Here is a 25507-nt window from a genome sequence, read left to right on the forward strand (position 1 = left end):
AGAGGGATTTTGCTCGATGGGGAAACGATTAGTAAATGCATTGGTCTTAAACGGTATTTCCGTATATGGAAACGATGAGCTTGGAAATCCTTCTCTTCGCCTGGATAATGTGAACATGAACTTGGAAGAAGGCGAATGGTTATTTGTCGTTGGCGTGAACGGGAGCGGGAAGTCGACATTAGCAAAGTTGCTTGCGGGGCTTCAGCCGGATGGGATAGTTGGTGAATTGTACCGCGGTTTCGCCGGGGATGGAAGTTCACCGATCGTACTGCAGCAGCCGAGGGCCCAGTTGTTCGGGGAGACGCCTCGAGAAGAAATTACGTTCGCATTGGAATGGCAGGGCATCGCAGCTGAGTTAATCCCCGAGCGGGTCGAACGAGCGCTAAAGAAGACGGGATTGATTTTGCTCGCAGATGAGGCCTGGGACCGGTTGTCCGGAGGCCAGCAGCAGCTTGCGGCGCTTGCCGCTTCAACGGCTTGCGATACTCCTCTAATTGTTCTTGACGAAGTGACCTCTATGCTCGATGAAGGAAATCGAAATTCGATCTTGCAAACGGCGCAAGATTTACATAAGAATGGAACCGCGGTTATATGGGTTACGCAGCGATTGGATGAGCTGGAGCCGGAATCCCGCGTTATTGCGCTTGGAGAGGGAACCGTTGTTTATGACGGGAATGGCCGGGATTTTCTATATGGTGTTACAGCAGGTACAGGAGCGGTACCAATATCCCCTTGCCTCAGGGCCGGATTGAGGCTGCCCTATATGGCTGCTATGGCGCTTGAGCTAAGGCGGCTTGGGAAGCTAAACGATCCGCTGCCGATGACGGGGTCGGAGTGGAGAAAGGTGTTGGGAAACATTGGGGACGGGGAAGCGGAACATGCAACTCGATAAACAGGAACATACACCGCTTCTTGTGGACGGAATCGAATGGCGACTTGGGGATGAGACACAATTGCGGGCTACGGGATTGCAACTTGTTCCGGGCACGATTACTTTGCTCATGGGACCTAATGGAGCGGGTAAAACTACGCTGCTAGAGAAACTAGCCGGTCTGAGGCCGTCGGTGAGTTTGAACGTGAAGTACGGCTCAGAGCCATTGTGGCGAGAAAATAGGTTGGGCAGATTGCGGTTGAATGAGAAGGCGCTTCGACAGTACAGTTATGCCTGCCAATCGCCGGAAGAGGGACTATTCGCCAGGAGCGTCCAGGAGGAATTGGATTACTCTCTAAGACCCTATAAGTTATCGGAGACTGAAAGGCAACAACGCATCGAATCGGCGTTAACGGCGGTTGGTTGGGATTCGTCTTGGTTGGCTAGAGATCCGTATTTGATGAGTGGAGGAGAACGGCGCCGGGCGGCTCTCGCTTCGGTTTTCGTTACGTCCGCCCCGTGGCTGCTAATGGATGAGCCAACGGCGGGACTAGACGGAGCGGGGCATGAGACGGTGGCGCAGCAGTTATTGAGAACGAAATCGAGCGGATCAGGTATCGTGCTTGTCTCGCATGATTCAGATTGGGCGCTTCCTTTAGCGGACTATGTTTTATTGTTGAGTGCAGAAGATGGATCGATTAGGTTGTGCAGCCGCGAGCAATTGTTGATGTTTCCGGAATGGTTGGAAGAAACGGGGATGAAGGTTCCGGATTGGCTGGGAACGGCTCATTTGTTATGGCGAAATGGAGCGGCGCCGGATCAAGTATGGAATCCGCTGGACGCGGCCGCCGAACAGGCTAAGCTATGGGAATTGCGGCAAGCCGAGAGCGGTGCAAAGGAAGAAACTGTAGAGGAGCAACGAAGGGCAGAGGCGGAGCTACGGCGGAATGTGATTGCGGGAGATGAGCAGCGGAAAAGTATAGCGGTAAGCGAGCGGCGGAATGATGTAGTTGATGCGGTTGCCAACCCTATAGGGATGGAGAGTAACGCGCTCGCTAGGCGGAAAATGCAGCATCGACCAGAGAAGTCTCATCGAATGACGGGATTCGATCCGCGTTCGGTGTGGCTGGCTTATATACTCGTTTCGACGGGACTATTTTTCCTATCGGATTGGATCTCGGTTATGTTGGGGGCCTTAATCGTATTCGCTCTATTAACCGGAGGGAGAATATCTTTGCGGCGTTGGCGCGGCTTGATCGTGAATTACGCGGTTTTCTCAGTTGTAACGTCCGCGCTGTTCGCATGGGGGGCAAGTGGCGGGAGTGTCTTATTCGAATGGGGAGCCTTCGTTGGTACGTTGTTCACATTCGTCCGGACGATGCTCGTATTGCTGTTGGGATTGGCCATTCCTTTGGTTATGACGCCGCTGTCGCTAAGAAGATCTTTAGAGCAAATGATAGCTCCAAGGGGCCGAACGCCGCAATGGGTTCAGCGTTTTATTCTGACGGTGACATTGATTATGCGATTCGTTCCGGTGCTGCTTGCGTTGTGGGAGCGATTTGTACGGATTTTTCTCGCGCGGGGCAAATCGATTTCCGGAAATCCTTGGGCATTGAGCAGGCGGCTTCACGATGTGTCGCTGCCGTTCCTGCTGGCGTTGTTTCGTTTGGGGGATGAGGTGGCGCTTGCCCTGGAAAGCCGCGGAGTCGGTTTCCGTTCAAATCCGACCCGTGCGATGCGACTGAAATGGCGGCTTAGGGACTACGGGCTTGCGATCGGGGCCTTGGTGCTAGCGGTTGGTTTATGGGCATTCACTCATCGATGAGAATTCCATTCCGGTAGATTAGGAGAATTGTCAGGTGTCGAGTTGTTTGCTAGTGGAGAGCGTGGCTGCCGCCAAACCTAAAGCCGAACCGAACAGGAAGCCGGCTTTTAATCCTCCGAAAGCGTTCAAACCGCCGGCGAGATACGGACCGAGAAACATGCCCATCGAGTATACGGATTGGTATAGCCCCATCGCGGTAGCCCGCTCGGCAGGCACGAAGTTCCGAATGGCCAAGCTGAGCAGAAGCGGGAAGTAAAGCGCTTGAGCGATACCGTTGAACATCTGGGTAACGGCCAGCCATCCTAGATTAGGACTAAACGGGATAGCGGCTGTAAAAATGGCGGCGCACAGGAAGCCGATGAAGATGATTTTGCGAGTTCCGAAGCGGGGGGCAAGGAACCTGCCGGTCCATAGGGAGACAAGGGCATGAGGAATCATGAACGAGATAACGATCCCGGTCAGCTGAGATTCGCTTGCCCCAAGCTCCATCGCTTGAAGCGGCGTAAAGCCGAACATCGTGATGAATAAAATGCCATGAGCGAGCAAGGAAAGGATCGCTACTTTCCAAAGCAAGGGTGAACGGAGAACGTGCGATAGAGTTTTTTTATCATGGGCGCGGGGTTGGAATGGGGCTGCTGGCGCTGTAGGTGCAGCAGGTGCTGGTGTGTTGTACGCCGGGCTTGGCTTGGGTTCGTAAACAAAGAATGCCACCAGCATGCCGAGTGTTGCTACGCAAATACCGCAGACGAAAGCATAATTCCACCCGCCCAAGGACGCGAGCCATCCGCTTGCGCTCATGCCGGCTAGTTGCCCGAACACCGTTAAGAAACTTAGCGTTCCCATGGCTTGATGCGTTTGGTTGGTCGGATAGTATGAGGCATATAGAACGGTGAACGGTACCCAAGCCGCGGCGCATAACCCTGCCATCAGACGCCCGGCGAGCGGTCCGCCCCACGTTCCGGGCAGCATGAAGAATACGCAGCTGATGAGTCCCGCTAACATACCCGCAATGAGAAAAGGCTTGCGCCGAGACATTACGTCGGAATACATCCCTAGCGGCAAGCGGGTTATAACCTGCGTTAAACCGTAGCTGCCGAGAATAAATCCGATCCAGCTCATCGAGAGCCCCCGATCTTTGAGGTACGGGCTAAGGATCGGAACATAAATATATAAAGTTGACCAATAGAGTACGGTGGCAGCAGCAAAGATCAAATGCCGGCGGCTGAACGGATGTGCTCTATCTTGTTGCGATTGGAGTAACTCGGATGTTTGCTGCATAAGTTGAAGATAAACCTCCTGGGGCTGGGTCACGTGAATTTGGTCCTATTTTTTAGGTGGCTATGATGGCCGTTGACCCTGTGTGTGTTGTGTCATGCACTTTCCACTTTACTGGATGGAGTGCGGAATGGGAAGGTTTATTCGCTAAAGAATTATAAAAGGAAGTTTGACGCTACCTGACGGTAAGAGGCTATTCCTAATTGAGCGAATGGGGGAGTCTCTTTTTTTGATTTCCAAAATCTAGGGTAGTTGATAGAATGAGTGAGGCACTCATATTCGTGATTAGGAGGTAACATTCTGATTACTCCCATACCTAATGGCATAACCACTCACAACTATAACGGACAATTAACAATTAAGCGAAGATGGTTTTCTCCTGGAATGATCTTCTTGCTATTTTTCGTGATACTGTGGGATGGATTTTTGATCTTTATCTACAAAATGATTCTATCAGGGGACTCTGTTCCAATTATAGCGGTGTTGATTCCTATTCTGCATGTGGGCGTAGGTGTCGGACTTACCTATACGGTACTTACTGGGTTTATTAATTGTACAATTATTAGAGTCGATTCAAATCAGATCACAATTAGACATGGACCCCTTCCTTGGCGAGGTAATCGAACCTTGAAAAGGAATGATTTTGTTCAACTCTATTGTGAGGAAGTACGGTATAGGAACGGGTCAAGCTATCGGTTAAATGCGGTACTGAATAATCGCAGGAAACTAAAGTTGATTTCTGGTATTCGTGATCGCTCGCAAGCGATTTATTTTGAAAGAGAAATTGAGAGGTTCATGGGGATAGAGAATCTGCATGTTGATGGGGAATTGTAGGGGCGGGATGTGAATCCAAAAGAATCGAGAGGCTAATCCTATCTTATGAGATAGCGGTTTGCCTCTTTTTGATTTCCATATTCTAGGTTTATTGATAAAATGAGAGGGTGGCTGAGCAAGATGGATGTATGGCTGGGAAGCGCAATGAGTATGAAATGATTGTTCGGCTTCCTTACGATATGAAGATGATTCAACGACTACGTCAATTGCCATTCCGCAGATGGGACCCAAATGAACGCGCTTGGATTATTCCTTATACTTTGTTAAACGTAGATGAGTTGCTGTTATTTTTTCGCGATGCAACGCTAAAGGTAGCTCCTGATTTACTGTCTGAGTGTCACCTCTTGTGAGATAGAATGAACGAGATTGAAACGAAAAGTCACCCTAAAGGTAAAGTCGTACTCGAGGAGTCCAAATGGGAGAAGGAGACGGAAGGGCAAGATAAGGGGATATAGCGAGAAAACCATTACGGCTTACTGCGGGCATTGGCATCAAGTTCTTCTTGGAAAAGGTTTGCGGAATGTTGGAAGGGAACTTCACTTATGTAAGGCCGAAAAAAGAACACAAGTTACCTAACGTCTTGGGGCAAAAAGAAGTGATTCGAATTCTGTTAGCGGTTCAAAATAAAAAACACCGTGCCCTGTTGTTTCTAGTCTACTCTTCAGGCTTGCGCGTAGGTGAGGTTGTCAGACTTCGACTAAATGATCTGGATATCGAACGAAGGACCTTGCATATTAGACAAGGGAAGGGGAAAAGGACCGATTTACTATACTCTCTCACTCGGCGATTGAGGTGGTGCAACAATACATTAACCAAACCAAGCCGGAGAATTGGTTGTTCCCAGGACAGTATCCGAACAAACATCTTTCCGAGAGGACGGTGCAGAAGGTATTCGAGGCCGCAGTTAAAATCGCTAAGGTAAAAAAGGACGTAAGCGTTCACTCTCTGAGGCACTCTTTCGCCACTCATCTACTCGAAGACGGAATAGATATCCGTTATATCCAAGAGCTTCTCGGACATCTAAGTACTCGTACGACAGAGATTTACACGCATGTGGCAGTAAAGGATATACGAAGGATTTCAAGCCCTCTAGATCGCATGATGGAGATGGATAAGGGGGAGTAGTGTAGCGGCAGTTGATGCTGAAGCGGTCGGCAATAATCACCCAATTTCTGTAGCATTCATGAACTACACAAACACTAATATATCAGATCATTTTGCGAAATACGCAGAATAGAAGTTATAGGAAATCAGCGCAAAGAAAAAACTTCTGAAAGGATGCGATGAGTTGGGGGGAACCATGTGGTTGTTCATCTCAAAGGATTTAAAAGTAACAAAAATTCCTAAACCAATTAATCAAGTTTATAAGCCAATTCCCTCTTTAGCCAGACAAGAAGTGCTTGAAGTCATTATGTACTATGAAACCAAGTCAAGAAAACCATCCGAACTTATGATTGTTAATTTTAATCGGTTTAGATTGGATGAAAATGGTGGGTATGTAATTACTGATTTTGAAAGAAGAAGAGCTTTCCATAATTTTTTTGAGTTCGGAATGACTACTCCAGAGGAAAAAGCTGAAGAAGATCAGCCGCTTGCTCTCCCAATACCACCTGTTATTCCGACTATTAAAGAGAAAGAGACATTATATTCATATCTAAAGCAAAAGTATTCAGTATTAGCAAATCAAACTCCAATGGTTGTAGAAAATATGATTAATTTCTCTAAGGAAACACATAGAAAACATATCGAACTCGTAAAAAAAGCAATGAAAATTAGAAATAAATTGACTTCTAGCTAATTCGAAGAAGGCGCAATCCTATAACACCATATTCACGCATCGGGCCATTCGGCCCTTGGTCCGCCCGAGGAGATTTCGGAGAAGCGGATTCAGGCGGACACACCTGCGAGGCTAACTGCGCTTCGCGCAGCCGGTTCGATCGGATGGCTTCGCCTATCCAGATCATCACCTTAAGCCTCTCGGCGTCGTGAATACCAGAAGGTTAGGTGAAATGACCGAAGATCTAAAAAGGAGCATAAAATGACAAGTGATAAAAGACAATTGCTTGCGAATATTGCTGAGAAACTTGCTCAAAAACCAATCATCGGGAATGAGCATCAATATGGACCAGATATAGAACCCCTACTACTATATTTTGATAGGTCTGACAAGAATATTGGATTTCCATGGTGCGCTGCATTTGTTTATCACTGTAGTGTACAAGCGGGATTTGGATTACCAGTGAAGGATCCAAGAGTAAAGAATAGGTTTGCAAGTGTACATGCTTGGTTAGAATGGTCTAAACTACAAGGCTATTATTATCCAGTAACAGAAGTAACATTTAAACCAGACCGTGGGGATTTAATCATTTATGATGATATTGATGGTAATGGACCCCATGATCATATTGGAGTAGTCTTAGGAACCGAAGAAGAATACATAATTACCGCAGAAGGGAATGTAAAGAATAAATCTGGAATATTTAGAAGAGATCGATTTTTGTATATTAATGGTTATGTCAGAATTGATAATTCATATAGGTATTAAGAAGTGAATTTGAATGTACTTCAAGATGTCGGTCACATCACCTAACACCATGTTCACGCATCGGGCCATTCGGCCCTCGGTCCGGCAGGAGTTAGATGAGGATTCGAGGATGCAATAGGCAGTAGCAGGGAAGTCGAATCAGCCGGACACATCCGCACCACCTAACCGCGTCGCGGCCGGCTCCTTACGGAGCTTTAAGGTGGTGGGACGTCGTGAACACACGAACGTTATCTGAAATACGACAAACCCTAAAGGAAAATTGCGAAATATGTAGAATAATGATGAATAAGATATTTCCATTATTCGGAGGTAAGGTATGATTGAGTGGATTGAGGCAAACAGGGATGGACTTCTTGGTAATATCTTGATTTCAGCTTTATTTCTTCCCATTGCTTATTTGTTTACATTATTGCTAGATCGGTGGAAATCAAGCTCTATAAAAAATAGGGGTACAAAACCCAAAAAGAAAAAAAATAATAAAATAAAAAATAATAATCAGAATAATATTGAGAATGACCTTGATGATGAATTCGAAATCGAAACACGTACCTCTAAACCGGCACCCAAAAATCCACCTAATCCACCACAATCACAAAGTCCGAGTGATCCATGGGTTTGGATTATTGGTTGTTTGTTTGCTCTCGCAGTTGGAATTAAGTTTTACATCCCACATAAAACAATAATCATTAATATTATTTATTTATTTTCTATATTCGCACTATTCTTTTGTTTAATTAAGGCTAGCAAGGAGTATAAACGTCCAAGCGCTAAGGGGATTGGAACTTTACTATTGTGGAATGCATTTATGTGGTTACTTATATTAATCTTAATGCACCTAGTAAGTCATCCCATCTATTATTCAGAAAAAGTTTATCAAGCTGAATTGGATATTATTAATGGTGTAGGGGTTCTTGATGTAGGTATTGATAATTTTATGTACCTCGGTTACCAATTAATTGGTGTAATAAGTTCAATATTACTTTTGCTTTTTAATATTGGAGCCCAAATATTTGTTTTATTCTTATGGTGGAATAATAGTCCGAGTTCTATTTCAAATGTAAGAAATAAGATATTGAGATTTTTTATCTTCATTTACTATCCGAAAGGAAAGTATATATTTTCATCAATGGTATTAGTATTAATTTCATTCGGTTTCGTTAGTGGTTTACTAATTAAACTCATTACTGAAAACAAAGCTGGATAATAGATAAGACGAGGTGCAATCTCCCCCTTAGAAACTTCTTGAATAGGGGGATTTTTTATTAAATATTATTTTAGTTTTTCAATGAAGTGTCGTACTTCAGATAACACCATATTCACGCATCGGGCCATTCGGCCCTCGGTCCGGCAGAAGTTAGATGTGGATTCGAAGAGGCATTTCAGTTGCAAGGAAGATTATTCAGCCGGACACACCCGCACCAGCTAACCGCATCGCGGCCGGTCACTTCGTGACCTTAAGGTGGTGGGGCGTCGTGAATACCAGAACGTTATCTGAAACTGCTGAAAGATCGAAACAAATGTCTTTTGACGAATAGTTTGAATTTTACATTCGACGGAGGATTAAAATGCTTTTAAAGATAAAGGAGATTATTGAGAAATGGGATCCTCTAGACTATTTTCCTCAAAACATATATGGAATTGAAAGCTTTGAAATACTGAAGAGAATTCAATCAAGTAAGACAATTTCAATTGAATTAATTAGTGATTTCATTACTCAAGTATTAATTAAGGAATATGATCCTGATAAAAGATTCAATAAGAACGATGAAGAGCAATTAGAAATATCAAGACAAATATATAACTTAGTTAATAACTCCAAAGAAAATTGAGTATTTTGTAAGCGTATCGAAGAAGTCAGCAGCATCAGTTAACACCATATTCACGCTTCGGGCCATTCGGCCCTCGGTCCGGCAGAAGTCCGATGTGGATTCGAAGAGGCATTTCAGCGCAAGGAAGCATAATCAGCCGGACACACCCGCACCACCCAACCGCATCGCGGCCGGTCCTTCGGACCTTAGGGTGGTGGGGCGTCATGAATACAAGAACGTTAGACGAAATTCGTCAAATTCAAAGGAGATAGTTCATTGAATCCAAAATCGTCCAAAGACTCAGAGAAATTAATAGATAGCTTTATAAAGCTTGGTTGCAAAGAACCTGAAAGTTGGGTCGAATCAGAGCTTGAAGAAGATATTCCTCAATTATCACGTTACCGATTTTTACGTGGACTTAAAGGAACAATAAATCACTATAAAACATCGGAAAGCTGGATAGATTATTATTTACATTCTAATGCTCTTTCCGATCAGGAAAAAAAGATCGGTGAAGTACTGGGCAAAATAATAGATTCAGGCGTGTCAAAACAAGATATTGGACTGCTTGCAAGTACGATTTCACTTTTATCAGTTCATAGTGTTTTGTACAGAATAGATGATCCTTATGATTATGATATTGATGATGGCGAAGATTTACCAAGCTGGAGCCTAGTTGAAATTAATGATAAAGGCGAACCAACTGGAAGAACAGTAAGTGGATTATTTGAATCACTAAATTCAGTAATAAATGAAGAATAATGAAGTGTATGCAACTCAAGTAGTGACGAACTTCGTCTAACACCATATTCACACTTCGGGCCATTCGGCCTCGGTCCGGCCGGAGTTAGAAGCGGATTCGAAGAGGCATTTCAGCTGCAGGGAAGCATAGTCAGCCGGACACATCCCTCCACCTAACCGCATCGCGGCCGCCCTTCGGGCTTAAGGTGGAGGGACGTCGTGAATACAAGAACGTTATGTGAAATCTCTCCAACTGTGGGGAAACCAAGAACAAACACATTATTTAAAGACAAAAAGATCAAGAACACGTTGGAGAAGCGAAGATCAAGAGCGCGCAGAAGTAGGAGAGACATCACATAACACAATATTCGCGCTTCGGGCCATTCGGCCCTTGATCTGCTAGAGGTATTTCGATGAAGAATGAGCAGGCAGATACATCCATTCCCCTAAGATAAGAACTACCTAAGGGGAATGGACGTCGCGAATACGACAACGTTATACGAAACATGATGAAAGTGATATTTAAGATCTAAATCGACTAACATCATCCCAGCATGTGTATTATAATAATATTGATCACACCATTATAAAGTAGGTGAAGTGGAATGAGCGTCAAAGACGAGGTAATCAAATTAATTCAAGACCTTCCGGATAATGTTACGGTGGAAGACATTTTATACAAATTGTATGTAAGAGCAAGGATTGATGAAGGGTTATCTGAATTAGACGCAGGGAAGGGAATAATTCATTCAGAGGCCATGGAGCAAATAAATAAATGGTTGAATTAATTTGGTCTCCAAGATCGCTTAAAGACTTGGAATTGATATTTGAATACATTAAACAAGATTCAATAGAAATGGCAAGAGCATTCGTGAATGAATTAATACAAACAGCAACAACGATTCCAGAATTTCCGTATTCAGGTAGACTTGTTCCTGAATTCAATAGAGACAATATAAGGGAAAAGATTTATCAAAGTTATCGAATCATTTATAGAATTAGAGGGCAAGAAGTAGAACTAATTACATGTTTACATCAAGCCAGAAGATTAATACGCAAAGAGTTCAAATGACATCATGACTATTTAAAGGGCATGGTGTTTTTTATTTATTTGATAATACTCAGATCCTTGTGGGTTGATTCATGAATGCTTCGTATAACATAATATTCGCGCTGCTGGCCATTCGGCCCTTGATCTGCCAGTAGAATTTTCGAAGAAGAAGATTCAAGCAGATACATCCATTCCCCTAAGATAAGAGTTATCTAAGGGGAATGGACGTCGCGAATACGACAACGTTAGATGAAATTGCAGCAGCGTGATAATTAAAACCTTAATAAATGGAGTTGATATCAACAAATGAGATATCGTTTTCTTCTTAACATAGTGATTTGTGCTTGCTTATTTACAGGATGCGCGAATGACAAGGGAGAGCATATTGAGACGACTAGAACTGTAATAAACAAGGAAGAACAGAATGATAAATACATTTTAGTGATTTCTAGTTTAGATGGAAGTGATAAGAAAGAAATAACAAAAGAATATTGGAATCAAATTGAAATTAATGACCTCGTAACATTTAATTATAAAAATGAGTTGATAAGAATTAACAATGAACCACTAAATTAATAACAGTATAAGTCTTTGTAAGTCTCTCAAGAAGTCTGCAACATCATCTAACACCATATTCACGCTTCGGGGGACAAGCCCCCTCGGTCCGGACCGAAGTTAGAAGAGAATTCGGAGGGGCATATCGGTAGCAGGGAAGCGGGATCAGCCGGACACACCCGCACCACCCAACCGCGCCGCGGCCAGTCGCTTCGCTCCTTTAGGGTGGTGGGGCGTCGTGAATACCAGAACGTTATGTGAAATCTCTCCTACTGTGGGGAAACCAAGAACAAATACATTATTTTAAGAGCAATAAGATCAAGAGCACGTTGGAAGTGCGAAGATCAAGAGCGCGCAGAAGTAGGAGAGACATCACATAACACCATATTCGCGCTTCGGCAGACGAGCTGCCTCGGTCCGGACCGAGGTTAGATGTAGATTCGAAGAGGTGTTTCAGTAGCAAAGAAGCATAATCAGCCGGACACACCCGCACCACCCAACCGCGTCGCGGCCGCCACTTCGTGGCTTAAGGTGGTGGGGCGTCGTGAATACAAGAACGTTATGTGAAATATGGCTAAAACATAAGGAGAAATGATCTCATGAATGATAAAGTCGTTATTTTAGGTCGAAACCTAGTTATACTTACCATTATTTATTATATATTTACACAGGCAACTTCGTTAATCTTGCTATTCAATGAATATGGGGAAGATGTAATCCAACCACAAAATATGCTGCCGTTACTTTTTAGAATAGGAATGCCCATTGTATTTAGTTATTTATTATTTACAGGGCACAATTGGGTTCGATGGGTGTTGATAGTATTACTCTTCTTAAGTGGCATATATTATCTATACTTGATAATTAAAAGTGAGGGGTCATTAGCTTGGTATATTTATATTTTTAGCATTGGAAATATTGCTGTTTCTTATCTTTTATTTACTTCAAGACATATTAGAAATTACATTCAATTCAAAGATGATGAGTATATGAATGCATCTGAATAATTATTAAAACAATAAATATTATTTAGGTCGATTTTAAGGGCATATTTGTAAGTTCCTCTTCGAAGAGCCATACATCACATAACACCATGTTCACGCTTCGGTCCATTCGGCCCTCGGTCCGGCAGGAGTTAGATGAGGATTCGAAGATGCAATTGGCAGCAGCAGGGAAGCAGATTCAGCCGGACACATCCGCACCAACTAACTGCGCAAGCGCAGCCGGCGACGTTGTCGCCTTAAGTCGGTAGGACGTCGTGAACACATGAACGTTATCTGAAAGATACGCAAAATCCAAAAAGCACTCAAAGGACGGGAAGATTTAATGGTTCTACTTATTATCATCGTACTTATAATTGGACTAGCCGGGATTATTGGAAATCAATATTCGGGACTTAAAAGAATGGAATCAATTCAAAGATCTCTAGATGACATTAATCAAAAATTAAGGGATATGAATAATATCAATAAATAAAGGTCACGAAAGATACGAAAGACACGAAAGACACAGACACGAAAGACACAGACACGAAAGACACAGACACGAAAGACACAGACACGAAAGACACAGACACGAAAGACACGAGACACGAAAGATAAACACAGGAACTTCATTTAAGGTTGTTCGAAGAATGCGTATCCTTCAGATAACACCATGACATACGAAGCGCTTTTTACCCCCTCAGAAATGCCGGAATCCCTTTCCACGCAAGGCTTTCCTCACTTTCCCCACTTCGCTTTTTTCGCTTTGTCTTCGCATAACTTGAGTTTTTTCAGCTAAGATATACGAACCAGTCGCTGAAAAGATAAGCGAAAAACGAGATACACGCACCTGTTTTTTTCGAGATATACGAAGCTGGCAGCTACAATATATCTTGTATCAATGGATATTTCAAAGGTGTGGAATTGAAGGGATAAATTAATGTCTGATGAAAATAAAGCTATAAATTGAGAAACGTGACTTTAACCGGGGGATGAGATTAAAAATCGTTAGTCTTTAAATTTTTAAGTTTGAGACTGGAGAAATCAAACAGCGGTAGACCAAGACTTGAAAAATAACGTCTTAGGCTGCCGCTGTTGTTATTGAACTAACGTTTCCCGTTCAATAGTCTTATGTTTTAATTAGAGTCGCTGCTTATAGTTGTGAGGCTTGCCGAACACCTAATGCAGTGACGTCCCGACGGGTTAGGGGGCAGGATGTGGTCACTCGCTTCTCAGAGTGACCCGAAGCGTCAATATGGTGTTAGTCGAAGGAAGTTCTGGAAGCAGCCATTGCATTTAACGCGTTCTCAAAATAGCTATATACTTCATCTGCAATTCCCAGAAACTCTTCAACAAGTACATTATTACTATCCAAGTAACAAGCATAGAGACAATCAACTAAAGCGGAGTCAATCTCACAATAGTTTAATATGGCATTCTTCATCTTAATAATGTCATCTTGCCATACACCTGTATCTTCTAAAATTAAAGAGTATAATGCACGAATTAATCTCTTAGAGTAACCTTTAATATATCTAGTTTTCATTGTGTTATCACTAGCATTAGAAAGTGAACTACGTACACGATCTACTTCCTCCTTGGTCTCTGTATTTAAGTCTAAAATGAACTCTGGAGAAATAATTATCGGTGGTACTTTTTCACCAACGTCATGACCATATATGCAAACACAAATTATCTTAATCCAAAAACCCCACTCATTTGGTTTGCTTAATACATCGTCAATCGAGCAAATTATCGTATCAATCTTAGTTAGTAATGGATATTCTTCCAACAGCCTGTCTTTAATATTTGACAATCTTTCGTAATCAATATCATTGGGATTTACACATACAATAGTAAAGTCTGCATCTGACTTAAAAGGTTTAGCAGTTCCTTTTGGAATCGAGCCACACATATAAATGCTATGAATCTTACTTTTAAATTCGGTAAGTATATTATCTATATACTTATCAACAAAATCCTTATATTCACTTTGTATTACAATTCTTTTTATAACTTTTTCTAATATCATATGGACTCCTCCCAAAATAAAAAAACGCCCCAAAGCCAAATGCTCTGGGACGATATTAATCGCGGTACCACCCAGGTTGCTGTATTTTCACACAGCCACCTTAATTGACTATAACGGGTCAAACCGATGGGTATTAGCCATACTCTGGAACTGGCATTTTCAATCAGTACTCTAGGGTTTTCTCAGTCATGAAACCCTTTCCTGTGAAGAGTTTAATGATTTACTTTTGTTCCATCATTGATTTACGGATATTGGTTAAATACTACTCTTTCCCGTCACCTTAGTCAAGAACTTGCTCAAGATAACTGCCAGTTAGTTTAATGCCGTTCCTAGTTCAATACTATATTTTCTCTTCTACAAGTCCAATGGTTTATTTACTCTTAGCAGGTATTCCCCTAATTATTGCAGCCCCAAGCTCTATTTGAGTTTGGGGCTGCTTTTTTTATTTCCAATTTTTTTTGAAAGAAGGGTCCGGTTTGGCCACAAAAATGAAACGGATGGTAGAGGGACACGCCCTCGACTGCTCTTTGACAATAACATACCTTCTCATCCGGTACGTTCCCCGTATGCCCGAAAGGGAAAGCCATTTTGCAGGTACGCCACGACCATTCTTTCATTAAAGAATGTTAGCGATCAATACTGATGCAAAAATAAATGACGGTATCATTTAGGCGATCATCCATGCGGAGGGATAATGATACTTCCGTCCAGCCACAGTGATCGCAATGGGGGCGGCTTGCAGTGATCCTGGAAGGGGCGAGAGCCTATGAGGACGGTTAACCACTGTTCGCTGGATGAGTCTATTTTATTGGTTGGATACTTTTGTCTCAACACTTTGCGCGCTTTATAACAATCATGGTGAAGGGTAGCGAGTTCAACAATAAGCTGTAAGGAAAAATCGAAGTTTCGGTGGTTTTGGATTTGAACTTGGATTTGGATGTAGGGGAGTTAGATATGCTGAACGCAGCAGTCATCCATCCGGCCCGATAAGTGACGATTGTAACGCGTTGAGCGTGTGTGATACAGTTCAATATAGATGAGCCGAGCCGAGGAAGGATGAGTTGAGATGAGTACAAAAATTGAAAGAGCGTCCGCAGTAGATGCCGAAGAAATTCTGTCACTGCAAAAGCTCGCTTATCAAAGTGAAGCGAAAATTTATAACGATTTTAGCATTGAACCACTGGTACAGACGCTCGAACAATTACGGTATCAGTTTGAAGATCACATTATCTTGAAGGCTGTGGTGGATGGAGCAATCAATGGCTCCGTTAGAGCCATTGAACGAGAAGGCACATGCTTCATTGGCAAACTTATCGTGAATCCGAACGATCAAAATAAAGGAATCGGTCGAAAGTTGATGGAGGCTATTGAAGATTACTTTCCGCTATCTCGGTACGAATTGTTCACTGGAAGCAAAAGCGTAAAGAATATCGCTTTATATGAAAAGTTTGGTTACACTGTCTTTAGCGAACGAAGCATTACCCCTGATTTTAGCCTTGTCTATCTTGAAAAGAAGCGCTCATAAGATTTTCAGGAAAGTACTCACGGAAACTCTGAGGGAGTAATAGGAATATCCAAGAGAACGTCCCTTCGACTTCGGGGCGTTCTCTTTTTATATAGATACTATTCATAATGGCCGGTCGCCCTGATCTTTCAGTGTAACCGGCTTTTTTGCATGAAAGGGGATTCTAATATGACCAAAGTAATCGCCCTCGCCAACCAGAAAGGCGGCGTAGGCAAAACGACAACAGCGGTCAATCTCGGTATTGGCTTGGCGGCGGAAGGTAAGAAGATACTGTTGCTGGATGCGGATGCACAAGGCAATCTGACGGATTCGCTGGGCTTCCATGAACCGGACAGTCTTTCAGTATCACTGGCCACGATGTTGTTGAAAAGTATGACGGAGGAGCCGTTTGGACCGAAGGAAGGTATTCTACATCATCATGAAGATGTCGACCTGATGCCGGGAAACATCGAATTGTCCGCTGTCGAAGTGGCGCTTGTCAATACAATGAGTAGGGAAACGATTATGCGTTCATACATTGATTTTGTAAAGGCTGACTACGATTATATTCTGATCGACTGTATGCCGAGCTTAGGCATGATGACGATCAACGCATTAGCAGCGGCGGATAGCGTCATCATCCCGGTACAGGCACACTATCTGCCCGCAAAAGGGATGACGCAGCTTTTGCAGACGGTTGCCCGCGTTCGGCGGCAAATTAATCCGAAGTTGGCTATAGACGGTGTGCTACTCACAATGGTGGACAACCGAACCAATTTTGCCAAAGATATTTCCTTTGTGTTACGTCGGGATTATGGGGACAAGCTGCGTGTATTCAACACTGAAATTCCTTTGTCCATTCGCGCAGCGGAGACAAGTGCCAAGGGTAAAAGTATATATGCCCACGATCCAAATGGACAAGTTGCCAAAGCCTATGCTTCCTTAACGAAGGAGGTGCAGGATAATGGCAGCGAAAGAAGACCGACTCGCCAGCATAAAGCTGACCAAACTCGATGATTTATTTACCACCGACGAAGGCCGGGCGGATTCACAGCGGGAAAAGGTCATGGATATTCCGCTGGCTGAAATTAGCGATTTTCTCGGTCATCCTTTTAAGGTAAGGGCGGATGAAGCCATGTTAGAAATGGCGGATAGTATCAAACAGTACGGTGTTCTTGTTCCCGGCCTGGTTCGACCCAAGGTGGACGGAGGTTACGAAATGGTAGCTGGTCATCGTCGCAAGAAAGCAAGCGAATTGGCTGGTATGGAGACAATTCCTTGTCTCGTTCGCGAATTGGATGACGATCAGGCGACGATCATCATGGTGGACAGTAATCTGCAACGAGAGCATATCTCACCAAGCGAAAAAGCCTTTGCCTATAAAATGAAGCTGGCGGCGATGAATAGGCAAGGGCAGCGTACTGACCTAACTTCCGCCCAAGTTGGGCGGAAGTCGGGAGGAAAGGAATCAAGGGAATTACTTGCCGAACAGGTCGGGGAAAGTAGAAATCAAATTTCTCGTTATATTCGCTTAACTGAACTCACTCCTCCCATTCTCGAATTGGTAGATGATAAACGGATTGCCTTTAATCCTGCCGTTGAATTATCTTACTTGGCCGAGAAAGAACAGCAAGCCCTGTTCGACACCATGCAGGCCGAGGATTGCACCCCTTCGCTGGCGCAAGCGCAACGCATGAAAAAGCTCAGTCAGGATGGACGGCTTAACGTAGATGTCATCTTCTCGATTCTTACGGAAGAGAAGCCAAACCAGAAAGAACAAATGAAAATCCAGAAGGAGCGGATCGACCGCTTTTTTCCGCGAGATTTTTCCGAAAAGCAAAAGGAAGACTTGATCGTGCAGTTGCTAGAAAGTTGGTATAAAAAACGACAACGGGAGCATGAACGGTAATTTCTCCGTTACTGCCCCTACGCTTCTCCCCTGACGGAGAGCTTTTTTTATGCCCATTTTTGGGGAAAGGAGATCACCCATGGACTTTACGAAAGGGAAGCGACGTCAGTATGAACGCATAATGAAAGAGAAGCCGGGCTTTGCGCATAGCCAGTCATCCGAGGAAGAGGAGCGCGAGCTTCGCAGGCAGGCTCAAGAAGCTGAACAGGAACACAGGAACACAGGAAGCGAGGCCGCAAAAAGAACCGGGAGGGCTGACGATGGAGCAGGAAAAACGGATGGCTGGTGATTATGAGGTTTATCAGGCGCTGAGTATTGGCAGGGTCGAGGTTGTTTTGGGCATCGACATGGCAAATACCGAGAAACCCTATCTGGTGTGCTACTGTTCACAGAATAACTTGTTTGGCATTGATCAGTATTACGGCACAGAAGGATTTACGGATTACTTGGTCGCCATGCAGGCGTTTAACAAGCTGCTTCAATGGGAAATCGAGAAACTTCAAATCGAGCGCTCTGAGATCGCGGAGCCGATGACTCCCATTCAATTGGCGCAATGCCTGCCCATCAAAAGTGAGGATGATCTCATGGGCAGGATTGTCGTCGTTCGTTCGGAGTCGCTGCGGCCGGAGTTCCGTACGGCAGATAACCAGCTTATTTGGGTAACGGGAGGATTCGGCGCTTCGGGGAATTCGCGTGGACGAGCGGTCTATGCGGAAATGCTCTATTCCGGTGAAGAATACCGTTATAACCGGGAAAACCTGATGGGCTTTTTGAAGCCGGAGGATACACCGGCATGGGCAGCCGAAAGGCTGGCACAGCGGCAGGCGGAGCAAGCGCCACTGAAGCCACGCTTGCGGGGCGACGCGCGTTAAGAGAAGTGCAGATTTTCTTCTATATAAATGAAAGGAGATCATGAACAATGTCATGGACGTATCGAAATCGCAAGGCGCTGGTCATCGGAATCATTGCAGTCAGTTTGGCACTGCTGGTTGCAGCAACTCTTTACATGCTGATGCAGCATGTCGACCAGCAACAAAAGCAACACCAGATGAAAGAGGTATATGAGCGCCAGATTCAGCAGTTGAAAAGCGAGGAACAGCAAGACAGCCGGAATGTCTGGACGACGGCAAAGACGATATCGGCAGGCGTTGCGATTACCGAAGATGATCTCAAAGCCGTTCCGATGCCGGTTAGCCTAATCCCGCCCGGCGTCATCACGGACCCGGAAAGCATCATCGGCAAAAACGTCAAGATCGAGCTTGCGCCAGGAACGCCGCTACTATCCTCTCTGTTGTACGAGGGGCAGCCTATTCCGAGGGATTTGCGCATACAGGAATTCCAGGTCATTCAGCTTCCTTCTAACCTCAAGCCTAACCAATATATCGACGTTCGCATAGGCTTTCCAACCGGCGAGGACTTTGTTCTCTTGTCAAAAAAGAAGGTGAAGGAATTGTTCGGTACGGTTGTGTGGCTAGAGCTCAATGAAGTGGACATCCTCCAAACATCCAGCGCCATTATTGATGCTTACTTGCAGGGGGCGCGTCTGTATGCCCTTCCTTATATCGAACCGGGTTTGCAGGACGCGGCTATCGTTAACTATCCGGCCAATCAGAAGGTATTGAACCTGATGGCGGTCGATCCCAACCTGCTCGAAACGGCAAAAACCGAACTTGCCCGTGCGTTACGTCAAACGCTGGATGGCAATTTGAAGGCGGTCAGCGATTCGGACAAGCTCCGCGTCACCAGCGGCAGCGTAACCGTGCAACAACAGTTGCAAAACGAACGGACGACGACACAACAAGGGAATGCCATGAGCGGAACACAGCCGAGCAGTACATCGCAGTCGGGAGAATCAGCGGTTTCGGCAAATGGTTCACAGCCTGTAACACATGATTCCGGGAAAACTTTATCACCATCAACAACAAGTCCGCAGCCAGCTTCTTCTGCGGGTTCCACGCCGCTGCCATCGAGTACGTCTCCAGCAACCGAAGCGCCTCCGGCAACCGGTGAGAAGTGGCAAGATATTTTCAATCAATAAGGAGTGCGAGTATGAAAAAAATCATTTTTATCGGCGTAGCGGATAAGACGCACGTCTTATTGGTGTTGGGCCGTTTACTCACGGCGCTGGGAAACAAAGTACTGGTGGTGGATTCCACAGTTACGCAGTCGATTAGGGGATATCTACCGCATGCTTATACCAACAGTGCCGTACAGGAATTTGAAGGCATGGATGTGGCCTATGGCTACCTCACGCCGGAGCAACTTGAACGAGGTTTGGCACAGGCGGGGACGACAACGGCATATGACATCATGTTGCTCGATACGGATCATACGGAATTTGTTCTCCGTCATCCTCTGTCCCAGTTTGACAAGCGGGTATGGTGCTGGGATGGCAAGCGGTTATCGCTGGAGAAAAGCGAGGAACTGATGCTCCATCTTGGTTTGCAGAACACAGAAGCGCCTATCTCGTTTTTTGAGTTGCTTTCTCCTGCCCTGCCGGGAAAGTTGTTAGCATGGCGAGCCGAGGTCCAGCTACGTTACATTCAATGGGAGGACACGGTGTTTCGTTTTCCGATGGACGAGCGCGACGCTACCGTCGATTTGAACAATCAATACCACGGTCACATCGACCTTCGAGGACTAACCGGAGCCTACCGTTATGCGTTGTTGACAATGCTAGAGCAGCTTGGAAGTTGCGACCGTAAGACTGCGCGGCGGGCCTGGTCAACCGCTCGGAAGAAAGTGCGCGTGTGGTAGAAAGGAGAACAGCCATGGGAGTTACTGTTGTATTTTGGAGTCCTGTATCCGGTCAAGCCGGAACCACGACTAATCTGCTTGCTGCGGCAACTTGTATGGGGTTGGAATATTCTGCTCGACTATTGTTGCTTGGACACTTGCAAAGCGGCTATGCGGCTGTCGAACGCGCTTATTACCGACCTGCCGAAAGAGAAGGCAGATATACCCCGGATACGGGCATTGATGCGCTCTTGCGTTTGCTGAAAAACCGCAAGCTGGAGCCTGTTATGCTCAGGGATTATGCCTTGCCGTTGCTGCGGGATCGTTTGGATATTTTACCCGGCTCATTGAAGAAGACGGATGCGTTCATTGAAACGTCAACGGAATGGCTAAATTCGCTGCTGGCGGTTGCCCGCCGCGCTTACGATGTGGTGCTGATCGATGGCGGTAGTGGAGGCGGATCGGCTTGGAACGAATTATTGCGTCAGCAAGCTGACGTATCGGTGGTCTGTTTGCCGCAAAACCGTCTCCTATTAGAGCAATTTTTTCAATCGGCAGAGGCAGAGATGCTGCAGAGCCGAAAAACATTTCTCGTGTTCGGACAATATGATCCGTATTCGACGCTTACCGTTAAAAATCTCATACGCCAATTCCACATCGAAACGCCCGCTTATCCTGTAGTGCATCATACAGGCTGGATGGATGCGGTACAGCACGGCGAAGCGATCCCCTTTTGGTTTCGCAGCCGGAAGATGACAAGCGGTCATGCGAATCATCTGTTTGTGCAGCAGGTCCGTCGATTGGCGCAGGCTGTGATCGACAGTGTAGGCGCGGATCAGATTCTTCTCGGCGGGATGGAGGGTGAGATGCTATGACGCCTATGCTTAATGCTTTCATTCTGGTCGCCATCGTGTTGCTTTCAATCTTCTTTCTCTATCTGCGTTTGGGCAGACGATTACCGGAACGAGACGAAGGTACATCAGTATATACGCTTGAAGCGATGACCGCTTTCGTGAAAGAGGCACTTCACGAGCTAACCAGTAGCAATCTGACCGACTTCGGGTTGTCGGAGGAAGAATATCGCCGCCGAAAAAATAAACGGGCAGAATTAAAGAAAGCGCTGCGAGGTTGTATTTCAGGGGATCTGAGGGACAAAGCGTATGTGAAGGAGATCATTACTGACCTACTCGCTCAACGATACGAACTGGATGATGCGCATTTACATCTGCTTATGCCTTTTCATCAACCTGAATATCTTTCTGCACAAGACAAGTTTGATATTCTTCTACACATGTACAAGAAGAAGGCGCGTTTTTATGCGCTAGACCGGCTGGTTCAAGCGTATGAGTTGGATAGACAAAGACTAGACGAAGACGGGCAGTTAGAAACGTACCGAATGACGGAAGAGGACATTCGAAGGATCTACGCGCAGGAAGCACCTTGTTTGACGACGGATGATAAGCTTCAGCTTGTCGTCCAGCGGATTTATCAGCACTACAAAGGCTTCAGCGTTGTGGACGAGCTACGCGATATGCATGTAGATGGCATATCCGGGGGCGTATCCGGACTGCCGCCGCTCATGTGGGAAGGGGAATGGTCTTTGGAAGAGGCTGTAGAGCTTCAATCACTTCCCCGTTCCCATGACAGCGTATGGTTGTTTTACAAGGGGAAATTCATTCATCTCAGTTTTCTGAGCTTTGGTTCCGAGCGGGAGCTGAGGCGTGTCTGTCAAATCATTTACAAGCATAATTTTCCCGGCCAGCTTTCCGAAGCAAATGGGTTTAAGATCAATGATATGGCAGACGGTTCTCGTGTTGTTGTTCTACGCCCTCGATTCAGTGAATCATGGGCTTTTTTTGTACGCAAATTGGGCGTGCCCAGCGGGCTGCCAGAAGAGTTGATTCAGGGCGATGGGGCAGAATTGGCGATTGGTCTCATCCGTTATTTGGTGTCGGGGGCACGTATTACAGCGATTACCGGTGCGCAAGGTAGCGGCAAAACGTCACTGCTGATGAAAATGGTGCGTTATATTCCAGCAGTGCTGCCCATACGGGTCATGGAAATGAGCTTCGAGCTGCAATTGCGCAAAATCTACCCGGAACGCAATATCGTCAGTATGCGCGAAACCGAGACGATCTCCGGTCAGCAGGGACTCGACATTCAAAAGAAGACGGATGGCTCCGTCAATATTTTGGGCGAAGTGGCAACTGATCCGGTTGCGGCTTGGATGGTGCAGATGGCGCAGGTGGCGTCATTGTTCACTTTGTTCACACATCATGCGAAGACGTTCCGCGATTTGGTTTTGTCTTTGCGGAATTCGTTGCTGAAAGCAGGCGTGTTCACCAACGAACGGGTGGCAGAACAGCAGGTCGTCAGCGTCGTTAACTTCGATATTCACCTTCACCGCGATCTGTTCGGAAGGCGTTATATTGAACGCATCACCGAATGCATCCCCCTACCGCAGGAGACGGCTTATCCCGAGAACTTTCGCGGGAAAAAGACAAAGGACGAGCGATTGGAAGCTTTCATGGAAACGGTGCTCGAATACTTTCGCCGTTCGACGGATCGTCCACTATACACGGCACGCAACATCGTCGAATTCCGCGACGGTCGTTATGTTGCCGTTCATCCGCTATCCGAACAAAGTCGGCGTGAGATCGCGGCCTACTTGAGCGGCCCCGATCAGGCTGTCTTTGATGCATTTCTGGCAACCCATTGGGGGGAAGAGACATGATGCGGGAATGGCTTTCTCCACTGCTCGGTATCGCGACCGTACTCTTTCTTGCCGCTGTTGCAGCATTTCTCTGGCTGTCTCGTCGCGATTCGGAAGTAGCGGCAGTTCGGCGCTACGAAGCGTTGCGCAAGCCGGGACAAACTCCGCGCAAGCAGGTGATTTACAGCTTGATGCAGCAGCTATATAGCGTATGCGAACAAGTTCCCGTTTTACGGGTGTATTTGCAACATCTTCGCAGGCGGCTAGTTATCCTGCGGCTCGGAGACGAATGGAAGCTGCGGTTGGAAACGATGAAATCGGCGCTATTCATGTGGCTTGTCCTGTTGCTCGCCGCGATTCCGCTTGTTTTGGCGGTTCGTGATCCATTCACGCTGGCGATGCTCGGCATTGGTCTTTGGGTCGGCCACGGCATCCTTTCGGATATGGGCGTTCATCGGCTCGAAATGCGGCTGTTACGCCAGCTGCGACGATTTCTTGGCGATGTGCGTCATTACTATCATCGCCACGGTATGGTGGAAGAAGCCGTCTATGAATCAGCGGACGGCGCGCCATATGAAATGGCGCTGCACGGGCAGGAACTTTATGACATGCTGATGGACAGTGACGCCGAAGACAAACTGGCGCAATACGTGGAACATGCCCCGAATCGCTATTTGCAGGGCTTTGCTGGTTTGTCATATCTCATCAAAGAGCATGGCGATCAGCAAACTGAAAGCGGATCGGTCTACCTCAAGGGACTGGAAAAGCTATCTGTCGAGCTGAATCTGGAATTGCTGCGCCGAGAACGTCTGAGCTTTCTGCTGCAAGGACTGACCGTAATCGCGCTATTGCCGCTCTTGTTTACCCGCCCGATTGAAGCGTGGGCCAGTCACTTTTTTCCGGCAATGGACACATTCTACGCCAGCGCTTTTGGTTGGGCAGTCAAACTTTGTCTGCTGGTCGTCGTATGGCTATGCTACGTGCTGCTGCGTAACCTGTCGGAACTGGATGCGACCGTAAAACCTGCCGGCCGAAAAAGATGGGAACAGCGCGTCTACGGCTGGCCATGGATGCGTTGGCTGGCACACCGGCTAGGGGCGATTCCTGGATCGCACGAAGCGGAAAGGATAACCCGACTGCTCAAGGATACAGCTTCTCCGTTGCGGCTCGAGTGGTTTTACGTACAGCGGATCGTGGTCGGGTTCGCTGCCATTTTGACCGTGCTGGGTCTATTCGTATCGCTGCATGTAGCGGAGCGGCATCAGGTACTGTACACGCCGGTGAAACCGGGAACATTGTTCGGGCAACTGTCTTCGGAAGAGGAAACGAAAGCGCGAGAAACAGCAGCGCTGGATCGCAGGATACTCGATCAATTGAAGGAGGTGAGGCCGCGAAACGAAAACAATGTCATCAGTCTGCTGCTTAAGGACTCGACTTTACAGATCAAAGAGGAACAGCTTCGAGAAGCGGCGCGGCGCATTTTGGACAAGTTGGAGAAGCTGAATCAACCTTTACTGGCGTGGTGGGAAGCATTTCTCGCGTTCACCGCAGGCTGGGGTGGGTACATGCTGCCGGTCGGCATCCGGTTGTTTCAGCGGCGTATGCGACAGATGGAAATGAAACATGAGGTAGACCAGTTACAGGCTGTGATTGCCATGCTCGCCGAGATGGATCGGATGTCGGTGGAACAGCTTCTGATTTGGATGGAGCAGTTCGCGTTCATTTTCAAAGAGCCGCTGCAAGCTTGCTTGTTGCACGTTGAGCAGGGCGAAGAGCAGGCACTTGCGCAGCTTAAAGAAGATGCGCCGTTTCTTCCGTTTGTCCGGATCGTGGAGAAGCTGGAAATGACTTCGCAGCATTTGACGATCCGGCAAGCGTTCGATGATCTGGAAACAGAGCAGACATTTGCGCGGGAGCAGCGTAAGCAGGAGTACGAGCAATTAATTGAACAAAAGGCAGGCTGGGGGCGTTGGATCGGGTTCACCCCTTTCATGACGCTCATTTTCGGGTATCTGGTCATCCCGCTTGTGGTCGTCAGTTTGCATCAAATGACCACTTATTACGATCAGCTTCATCGCATTCAGTAGTCTGGGCGCTTTCCCTTATCAACGGGAAGGCGTTTTTT

23 protein-coding genes, 1 pseudogene and 1 other annotated feature are annotated in these 25507 nt (G+C 46.1%); of the genes and pseudogenes, 21 read left to right on the top strand and 3 right to left on the bottom strand.

Features of this window, described 5'->3' with window-relative positions; all coding sequences use genetic code 11:
- Positions 1 to 16: 16 nt before the first annotated feature.
- Complete coding sequence (locus K7P76_RS16660) at positions 17 to 892, top strand: energy-coupling factor ABC transporter ATP-binding protein (RefSeq protein ID WP_232186433.1); 876 nt, start codon at positions 17 to 19, stop codon at positions 890 to 892.
- The gene (locus K7P76_RS16665) at positions 879 to 2696 is read left to right on the top strand and encodes an ATP-binding cassette domain-containing protein (RefSeq protein ID WP_232186434.1); all 1818 of its coding nucleotides are present in this window, start codon (positions 879 to 881) and stop codon (positions 2694 to 2696) included. The genes K7P76_RS16660 and K7P76_RS16665 overlap by 14 nt, the downstream gene beginning before the upstream one ends.
- Positions 2697 to 2726: 30 nt before the next feature.
- Here the strand turns inward: K7P76_RS16665 and K7P76_RS16670 are convergent, their stop codons facing one another.
- The gene (locus K7P76_RS16670) at positions 2727 to 3974 is read right to left on the bottom strand and encodes an MFS transporter (protein WP_232186435.1); all 1248 of its coding nucleotides are present in this window, start codon (positions 3972 to 3974) and stop codon (positions 2727 to 2729) included.
- Positions 3975 to 5325: 1351 nt separating this feature from the next.
- On the opposite strand from K7P76_RS16670, the pseudogene K7P76_RS16675 reads away from it, so the two are divergent.
- Both K7P76_RS16675 and K7P76_RS16680 read left to right on the top strand, forming a co-directional pair.
- Positions 5326 to 5930: pseudogene (locus tag K7P76_RS16675) on the top strand (phage lytic cycle repressor MrpR family protein).
- Between the two features lie 163 nt (positions 5931 to 6093).
- Positions 6094 to 6603, top strand: coding sequence for a hypothetical protein (locus tag K7P76_RS16680; RefSeq protein WP_232186436.1), 510 nt, complete (start codon positions 6094 to 6096; stop codon positions 6601 to 6603).
- Here the strand turns inward: K7P76_RS16680 and K7P76_RS16685 are convergent.
- The gene (locus tag K7P76_RS16685; protein ID WP_232186437.1) at positions 6596 to 6772 is read right to left on the bottom strand and encodes a hypothetical protein; all 177 of its coding nucleotides are present in this window, start codon (positions 6770 to 6772) and stop codon (positions 6596 to 6598) included. The two genes, K7P76_RS16680 and K7P76_RS16685, sit on opposite strands and share 8 nt — an antisense overlap.
- A 71-nt stretch (positions 6773 to 6843) precedes the next feature.
- Between K7P76_RS16685 and K7P76_RS16690 the strand changes: the two genes are divergently transcribed.
- The 7 genes from K7P76_RS16690 (at position 6844) to K7P76_RS16720 (ending at position 12512) form a co-directional block, all read left to right on the top strand.
- Entirely contained in the window at positions 6844 to 7350 is a 507-nt protein-coding gene (locus K7P76_RS16690; RefSeq protein WP_232186438.1) for a CHAP domain-containing protein, read from the top strand.
- A gap of 316 nt (positions 7351 to 7666) precedes the next feature.
- Entirely contained in the window at positions 7667 to 8554 is an 888-nt protein-coding gene (locus tag K7P76_RS16695) for a hypothetical protein (protein ID WP_232186439.1), read from the top strand.
- Between the two features lie 361 nt (positions 8555 to 8915).
- Complete coding sequence (locus tag K7P76_RS16700; RefSeq protein ID WP_232186440.1) at positions 8916 to 9179, top strand: hypothetical protein; 264 nt, start codon at positions 8916 to 8918, stop codon at positions 9177 to 9179.
- Between the two features lie 255 nt (positions 9180 to 9434).
- A complete protein-coding gene (locus K7P76_RS16705) occupies positions 9435 to 9920 on the top strand; it encodes a hypothetical protein (protein ID WP_232186441.1) in 486 nt (161 codons plus the stop codon).
- Positions 9921 to 10504: 584 nt separating this feature from the next.
- Positions 10505 to 10687: a hypothetical protein gene (locus K7P76_RS16710; protein ID WP_232186442.1), complete on the top strand. Its 183-nt coding sequence runs from the start codon at positions 10505 to 10507 to the stop codon at positions 10685 to 10687.
- Positions 10675 to 10971, top strand: a complete 297-nt coding sequence (locus K7P76_RS16715; RefSeq protein WP_232186443.1) for a type II toxin-antitoxin system RelE/ParE family toxin — start codon at positions 10675 to 10677, stop codon at positions 10969 to 10971. Before K7P76_RS16710 ends, K7P76_RS16715 begins: the two co-directional genes overlap by 13 nt.
- Positions 10972 to 12104: 1133 nt before the next feature.
- Positions 12105 to 12512, top strand: coding sequence for a hypothetical protein (locus K7P76_RS16720; RefSeq protein ID WP_232186444.1), 408 nt, complete (start codon positions 12105 to 12107; stop codon positions 12510 to 12512).
- 1237 nt (positions 12513 to 13749) lie between these two features.
- Here the strand turns inward: K7P76_RS16720 and K7P76_RS16725 are convergent.
- Complete coding sequence (locus K7P76_RS16725; protein ID WP_232186445.1) at positions 13750 to 14520, bottom strand: nucleotidyltransferase domain-containing protein; 771 nt, start codon at positions 14518 to 14520, stop codon at positions 13750 to 13752.
- A gap of 42 nt (positions 14521 to 14562) precedes the next feature.
- Positions 14563 to 14767: a binding site (T-box leader), on the bottom strand.
- A gap of 819 nt (positions 14768 to 15586) precedes the next feature.
- Here K7P76_RS16725 and K7P76_RS16730 point away from each other — a divergent pair.
- From K7P76_RS16730 to K7P76_RS16775, 10 genes are all read left to right on the top strand, one after another.
- Positions 15587 to 16045: a GNAT family N-acetyltransferase gene (locus K7P76_RS16730; RefSeq protein WP_232186446.1), complete on the top strand. Its 459-nt coding sequence runs from the start codon at positions 15587 to 15589 to the stop codon at positions 16043 to 16045.
- Between the two features lie 168 nt (positions 16046 to 16213).
- The gene (locus K7P76_RS16735; RefSeq protein ID WP_232186447.1) at positions 16214 to 17041 is read left to right on the top strand and encodes a ParA family protein; all 828 of its coding nucleotides are present in this window, start codon (positions 16214 to 16216) and stop codon (positions 17039 to 17041) included.
- The gene (locus K7P76_RS16740) at positions 16989 to 17933 is read left to right on the top strand and encodes a ParB/RepB/Spo0J family partition protein (RefSeq protein WP_232186448.1); all 945 of its coding nucleotides are present in this window, start codon (positions 16989 to 16991) and stop codon (positions 17931 to 17933) included. The genes K7P76_RS16735 and K7P76_RS16740 overlap by 53 nt, the downstream gene beginning before the upstream one ends.
- A gap of 79 nt (positions 17934 to 18012) precedes the next feature.
- Positions 18013 to 18222, top strand: coding sequence for a hypothetical protein (locus tag K7P76_RS16745; protein ID WP_232186449.1), 210 nt, complete (start codon positions 18013 to 18015; stop codon positions 18220 to 18222).
- Positions 18194 to 18805 carry a hypothetical protein gene (locus K7P76_RS16750; RefSeq protein WP_232186450.1) on the top strand — a complete coding sequence of 204 codons (612 nt, stop codon included), beginning with the start codon at positions 18194 to 18196 and terminating at the stop codon, positions 18803 to 18805. The genes K7P76_RS16745 and K7P76_RS16750 overlap by 29 nt, the downstream gene beginning before the upstream one ends.
- Before the next feature lie 47 nt (positions 18806 to 18852).
- A complete protein-coding gene (locus tag K7P76_RS16755) occupies positions 18853 to 19971 on the top strand; it encodes an SAF domain-containing protein (protein ID WP_232186451.1) in 1119 nt (372 codons plus the stop codon).
- Positions 19972 to 19982: 11 nt separating this feature from the next.
- Positions 19983 to 20690 (top strand): hypothetical protein, encoded by a 708-nt coding sequence (locus tag K7P76_RS16760; RefSeq protein ID WP_232186452.1) that lies wholly within the window; start codon positions 19983 to 19985, stop codon positions 20688 to 20690.
- A 14-nt stretch (positions 20691 to 20704) separates the two neighbouring features.
- The gene (locus K7P76_RS16765) at positions 20705 to 21544 is read left to right on the top strand and encodes a glycosyltransferase family protein (RefSeq protein WP_232186453.1); all 840 of its coding nucleotides are present in this window, start codon (positions 20705 to 20707) and stop codon (positions 21542 to 21544) included.
- Complete coding sequence (locus K7P76_RS16770; protein ID WP_232186454.1) at positions 21541 to 23403, top strand: pilus assembly protein CpaF; 1863 nt, start codon at positions 21541 to 21543, stop codon at positions 23401 to 23403. The genes K7P76_RS16765 and K7P76_RS16770 overlap by 4 nt, the downstream gene beginning before the upstream one ends.
- Positions 23400 to 25469, top strand: a complete 2070-nt coding sequence (locus K7P76_RS16775; protein WP_232186455.1) for a hypothetical protein — start codon at positions 23400 to 23402, stop codon at positions 25467 to 25469. Before K7P76_RS16770 ends, K7P76_RS16775 begins: the two co-directional genes overlap by 4 nt.
- The last annotated feature ends 38 nt before the right edge of the window (positions 25470 to 25507 follow it).

Origin of the sequence: Cohnella silvisoli (assembly GCF_021190915.1) — a bacterium.
Taxonomy (GTDB): domain Bacteria; phylum Bacillota; class Bacilli; order Paenibacillales; family Paenibacillaceae; genus Cohnella; species Cohnella silvisoli.

Coding starts and splice junctions, on each gene's coding strand:
- K7P76_RS16720 (WP_232186444.1), top strand. CDS start 12,105: ATGAATGATAAAGTCGTTATTTTAGGTCGAAACCTAGTTATACTTACC.
- K7P76_RS16775 (WP_232186455.1), top strand. CDS start 23,400: ATGATGCGGGAATGGCTTTCTCCACTGCTCGGTATCGCGACCGTACTC.
- K7P76_RS16660 (WP_232186433.1), top strand. CDS start 17: ATGGGGAAACGATTAGTAAATGCATTGGTCTTAAACGGTATTTCCGTA.
- K7P76_RS16745 (WP_232186449.1), top strand. CDS start 18,013: ATGGACTTTACGAAAGGGAAGCGACGTCAGTATGAACGCATAATGAAA.
- K7P76_RS16770 (WP_232186454.1), top strand. CDS start 21,541: ATGACGCCTATGCTTAATGCTTTCATTCTGGTCGCCATCGTGTTGCTT.
- K7P76_RS16715 (WP_232186443.1), top strand. CDS start 10,675: ATGGTTGAATTAATTTGGTCTCCAAGATCGCTTAAAGACTTGGAATTG.
- K7P76_RS16665 (WP_232186434.1), top strand. CDS start 879: ATGCAACTCGATAAACAGGAACATACACCGCTTCTTGTGGACGGAATC.
- K7P76_RS16760 (WP_232186452.1), top strand. CDS start 19,983: ATGAAAAAAATCATTTTTATCGGCGTAGCGGATAAGACGCACGTCTTA.
- K7P76_RS16710 (WP_232186442.1), top strand. CDS start 10,505: ATGAGCGTCAAAGACGAGGTAATCAAATTAATTCAAGACCTTCCGGAT.
- K7P76_RS16765 (WP_232186453.1), top strand. CDS start 20,705: ATGGGAGTTACTGTTGTATTTTGGAGTCCTGTATCCGGTCAAGCCGGA.
- K7P76_RS16740 (WP_232186448.1), top strand. CDS start 16,989: ATGGCAGCGAAAGAAGACCGACTCGCCAGCATAAAGCTGACCAAACTC.
- K7P76_RS16755 (WP_232186451.1), top strand. CDS start 18,853: ATGTCATGGACGTATCGAAATCGCAAGGCGCTGGTCATCGGAATCATT.
- K7P76_RS16750 (WP_232186450.1), top strand. CDS start 18,194: ATGGAGCAGGAAAAACGGATGGCTGGTGATTATGAGGTTTATCAGGCG.
- K7P76_RS16730 (WP_232186446.1), top strand. CDS start 15,587: ATGAGTACAAAAATTGAAAGAGCGTCCGCAGTAGATGCCGAAGAAATT.
- K7P76_RS16695 (WP_232186439.1), top strand. CDS start 7,667: ATGATTGAGTGGATTGAGGCAAACAGGGATGGACTTCTTGGTAATATC.
- K7P76_RS16725 (WP_232186445.1), bottom strand. CDS start 14,520: ATGATATTAGAAAAAGTTATAAAAAGAATTGTAATACAAAGTGAATAT.
- K7P76_RS16735 (WP_232186447.1), top strand. CDS start 16,214: ATGACCAAAGTAATCGCCCTCGCCAACCAGAAAGGCGGCGTAGGCAAA.
- K7P76_RS16690 (WP_232186438.1), top strand. CDS start 6,844: ATGACAAGTGATAAAAGACAATTGCTTGCGAATATTGCTGAGAAACTT.
- K7P76_RS16700 (WP_232186440.1), top strand. CDS start 8,916: ATGCTTTTAAAGATAAAGGAGATTATTGAGAAATGGGATCCTCTAGAC.
- K7P76_RS16670 (WP_232186435.1), bottom strand. CDS start 3,974: ATGCAGCAAACATCCGAGTTACTCCAATCGCAACAAGATAGAGCACAT.